Below are 4,046 nucleotides of genomic sequence, written 5' to 3'. Positions count from 1 at the left end.
ATGTCCGATTGCCGCGGCGATCGGAACCCATAAAAAAACCCCGGCCATGCCGGGGTTTTTCATTTCAGGCGAACGACGCTTACGCGACGCGTGCCGTCGGCTCGACGCCGGCCGCTTCGGCCAGGGCGAGCGCCTTGTCGGTCGCTTCCCACGAGAATTCCGGCTCTTCGCGGCCGAAGTGGCCGTAAGCAGCGGTCTTCTCGTAGATCGGGCGCAGCAGGTCGAGCATCTTGATGATGCCCTTCGGACGCAGATCGAAATGCTCGCGCACGAGCTTCGTGATCACCGCATCCGACACGCGGCCCGTGCCGAACGTGTTGACCATCACCGAGGTCGGCTCGGCGACGCCGATCGCGTACGACACCTGGATCAGCGCGCGCGATGCGAGGCCCGCGGCGACGATGTTCTTCGCGACGTAGCGGCCTGCGTACGCAGCCGAACGGTCGACCTTCGACGGATCCTTGCCCGAGAACGCGCCGCCGCCGTGCGGTGCGGCGCCGCCGTAGGTATCGACGATGATCTTGCGGCCGGTCAGGCCGCAATCGCCCTGCGGGCCGCCGATCACGAACCGGCCGGTCGGGTTCACCAGGAACTTGATGTCGCCCTTGATCAGGTCGGCCGGCAGCGTCGGCTTGATGATTTCCTCGATCACGGCTTCGCGCAGCGCCGGCAGCTCGATGTCCGGTGCGTGCTGCGTCGACAGCACGACGGTGTCGATCGAATGCGGCTTGCCGTCGACGTAGCGGATCGTCACCTGCGACTTCGCGTCCGGGCGCAGCCATTGCAGGCGGCCGTCGCGGCGCAGGCTGGCCTGGCGCTCGACGAGACGGTGCGACAGGTGGATCGGCAGCGGCATCAGTTCGGGCGTTTCATCGCACGCGTAACCGAACATCAGGCCCTGGTCGCCCGCGCCCTGATCGAGGTTGTCGTCGTGTGCACGATCGACGCCCTGGGCGATGTCCGGCGACTGCTTGTCGTATGCGACGAGCACCGCGCAACCCTTGTAGTCGATGCCGTAGTCGGTGTTGTCGTAGCCGATGCGCTTGATCGTGTCGCGCGCGATCTGGATGTAGTCGATGTTGGCCGTCGTGGTGATTTCACCGGCCAGCACGACGAGACCCGTGTTGCACAGCGTTTCCGCCGCAACGCGGGAATACTTGTCTTGCTCGAGGATGGCGTCGAGGATCGCGTCCGAGATTTGGTCCGCGACCTTGTCCGGATGGCCTTCGGAGACGGATTCGGACGTGAAGAGATAATCGTTTGCCACTTTTTCAGGCTCCTGTGTGGTTACGGTCGGTTTCACGTAGCCAGCTTCGTTGGGCCTGAAGCGGCGACGCTTTAGCGGATTACCAGGACCGGGCAGCGTGTGTCACGCCAACCGGCTTCGCCCCGCAAGTTGTCAGTTAACTCGGCGAAGCCCGTATTATAGCGGCTTTCCTGAATTGTCACAGAGCGCCACCCGTGCTGCATCTTCCGCTGTCTTACCTACCTGTTCGCAACGCGCCGGCCAACCGGTTCCACGGAGGTTTCGCATGCTAGGTCGTCTAGGCACGCACCTCGCCATTGGCTTGCTGAAACTGCTCGCCCGGTTGCCGTACGGCCTGACCGCACGGTTCGGCGATGGTCTCGGCTGGCTGCTCTACCAGATCCCCAGCCGGCGAAAGCGCATCGTACACACCAATCTGAAACTCTGCTTCCCGGACTGGAGCGACGAGCGGCGCGAGGAAGTCGCCGGGCAGCATTTCCGCCATGCGATTCGCAGCTACGTCGAGCGCAGCTACCAGTGGTTCGCGTCGGAACAGGCCTACCGCAAGTTGTTTACGGTCGAGAGCGAGGTCGACCTCAGCGATCCGGACATGCCGCCGACCCTCTTGCTCGGCTTCCATTTCGTCGGCATCGAAGCCGGCTCGATGGCGATCAATCTCGCCCTCGGCCGGACGTGCGGCTCGCTCTACACGCCGATGAAGAGCCCGGAAATCGAAGCCGCGGCCAAAGCCGGCCGCAGCCGCTTCGGCGCTGAACTGGCGAGCCGCGCCGACAGCGCGCGTACCGTGCTGCGCTGGCTGCGCGACCGCAAGCCGGTGATGCTGGGTGCAGACATGGATTACGGGTTGCGCAACTCGACGTTCGTACCCTTCTTCGGCATACCCGCCTGCACGCTGACGGCGGTCGGCCGGTTCGCCAAGACCGGCCACGCGCAGGTTCTGCCCTTTATCGGCGAGGTGCTGCCGAACTACAAGGGCTACCGTCTGAAGGTCTTCAAGCCGTGGGCCAACTACCCGACCGGCGACGACGATCTCGACGCGCGGCGGATGAACGAATTCCTCGAGGAACAGATCCCGCTGATTCCCGAGCAGTATTACTGGGTCCACAAGCGCTTCAAGACACGCCCGCCTGGCGAGCCCAGCCTGTACTGAGCCATACCCGCGGGCGCACGGTCACGCACGTGCCTGCGCCCTCGCTACCTTGGGCACGCCTTTCGCGCGCGCCTGCCACAAGTCGTAAGCGGATTGCTGTGCCAGCCACAGATCCGCGCGACCGCCGTTTTCCTCTCCTAGCCACGCCTCGATGCGCAACGCCATTTCCGGCGAAATCCCGGCGTGACCATGCAAAATGCGCGACAGCGCCGCACGCGTGACGCCGAGTTGCGCGGCGGCCTCGGTGACGGTCAGGCCGAATGCCGGCAGCACGTCGTCGCGCAGCGCTTCGCCTGGATGCGGCGGATTGAAGATGCGAGTCATCGCTTGAATCACCTCGGTGGTAGTCCTGGCAATCGACCAGAACGGCATCGGCGCCGTCGAAACTGAACGTCAGACGCCAGTTGCTGCTCACGCTCACCGCGAATTGGCCGTCCAGTCCCCGGGCAAGACCGTGAAAGCGCCAGCCCGGCACGTTCGTGTCGAGCGGCCGGCTCGCGACGTCGAAACGCGCAAGCTGGCGCCGTAACCTTGGCGCAAGGTCGGGCCGGATACCGGCCTTGTTCCCGTTCGTGAAAAACGCTTCCAGCCCCTTGTGCTGCCACGACTTGATCATGGATCCCCACATTCGAGTCGCGATGCCGACAGCATGGCCATGCGTATAGCCACACTATACGAATCGCTTGATTGCCTCGTCAATTTGACCTGTACGAAAGTACGCGTCCGCGCCATCCCGTGTTTTCGCCGGACCCTGCCCACACGACGACAGGCCCGCCACATCGCATCAATCTGCCCGCCTATCGCACACGCGACCAGTCGACCGATCGACCGATGCGCCCCATTTCGCCGCCCCCCGCCCCCGCCCGCGCAGGACGCCCCTGTCGGCTGCATGTATCATTTGCGGTTGAGATCAGCACGACGAACGACACCGCCCCGGATGGCGCGGCATCGCGCACGCCGCGCTGACCGCCTTGTTCGCCATGGAAATCCGGACCCAGTGAAACTCTCGTTCACCAAGATGCACGGCGCGGGCAACGACTTCGTCGTGCTCGACGGCTATTCGCGCGCATTGCCGCCGCTCACCGAAGCGCAGGTGCGTGCGCTCGCCAACCGCCACTTCGGCATCGGCGCCGACCAGTTGCTGCTCGTCGAAAAACCGACCGTCGACGGCGCCGATTTCAAGTACCGGATCTTCAATTGCGACGGCGGCGAGGTCGAACACTGCGGCAACGGCGCACGCTGCTTCGTGAAGTTCGTCAGCGACCGCGGCCTGACCGGCAAGCGCAGCGTGCGCGTGCAGGTGATGAAGGGCCTGATCACACTGACGATGCAGGACAACGGCGAAGTCGTCGTCGACATGGGCGCGCCCGTGTTCACGCCGGCGCAGGTGCCGTTCGATGCAGCGGGCCTCGACGGCCGCACCGAGGGCCACGACACGCTGTGGCCGCTCGACGTCGGCGGTGCGACGCGCTGGATTTCGACGGTGACGATGGGCAACCCGCATGCGGTGCAGGTCGTCGACGACGCCGAGGCCTATCCGGTGCTCGAAGAAGGCCCGCTGATCGAGCACCATGCGCGCTTCCCGGAGCGCGTGAACGCCGGCTTCATGCAGATCATGTCGCGCAGCGA

General features: G+C 64.8%; 4 protein-coding genes and 1 pseudogene. 2 read left to right on the top strand and 3 right to left on the bottom strand.

Features of this window, described 5'->3' with window-relative positions; genetic code table 11:
• Positions 1–79 precede the first annotated feature (79 nt).
• Positions 80–1,267, bottom strand: a complete 1,188-nt coding sequence (gene metK, locus JYJ84_RS30245; RefSeq protein WP_122946502.1) for a methionine adenosyltransferase — start codon at positions 1,265–1,267, stop codon at positions 80–82.
• A gap of 265 nt (positions 1,268–1,532) precedes the next feature.
• Here metK and JYJ84_RS30240 point away from each other — a divergent pair, with 265 nt between their 5' ends.
• The gene (locus tag JYJ84_RS30240; protein WP_122946503.1) at positions 1,533–2,417 is read left to right on the top strand and encodes a lipid A biosynthesis lauroyl acyltransferase; all 885 of its coding nucleotides are present in this window, start codon (positions 1,533–1,535) and stop codon (positions 2,415–2,417) included.
• 21 nt (positions 2,418–2,438) lie between these two features.
• Here the strand turns inward: JYJ84_RS30240 and JYJ84_RS30235 are convergent, their stop codons facing one another.
• Together JYJ84_RS30235 and JYJ84_RS30230 are read right to left on the bottom strand one after the other, a co-directional pair.
• Complete coding sequence (locus JYJ84_RS30235) at positions 2,439–2,741, bottom strand: HigA family addiction module antitoxin (RefSeq protein ID WP_069249121.1); 303 nt, start codon at positions 2,739–2,741, stop codon at positions 2,439–2,441.
• Positions 2,742–2,757: 16 nt separating this feature from the next.
• Positions 2,758–3,033 (bottom strand): annotated as a pseudogene (locus JYJ84_RS30230) (type II toxin-antitoxin system RelE/ParE family toxin); the annotation flags it as partial.
• A 381-nt stretch (positions 3,034–3,414) separates the two neighbouring features.
• Here JYJ84_RS30230 and dapF point away from each other — a divergent pair.
• Positions 3,415–4,046: diaminopimelate epimerase (gene dapF, locus JYJ84_RS30225; RefSeq protein ID WP_205189864.1), on the top strand; the 632-nt coding region annotated here is incomplete at its 3' end.

The organism is Burkholderia sp. LMG 13014, from assembly GCF_905232215.1.
In the GTDB taxonomy this organism is placed as follows: domain Bacteria; phylum Pseudomonadota; class Gammaproteobacteria; order Burkholderiales; family Burkholderiaceae; genus Burkholderia.
This window is presented reverse-complemented; position numbering and strand designations above follow the sequence as displayed.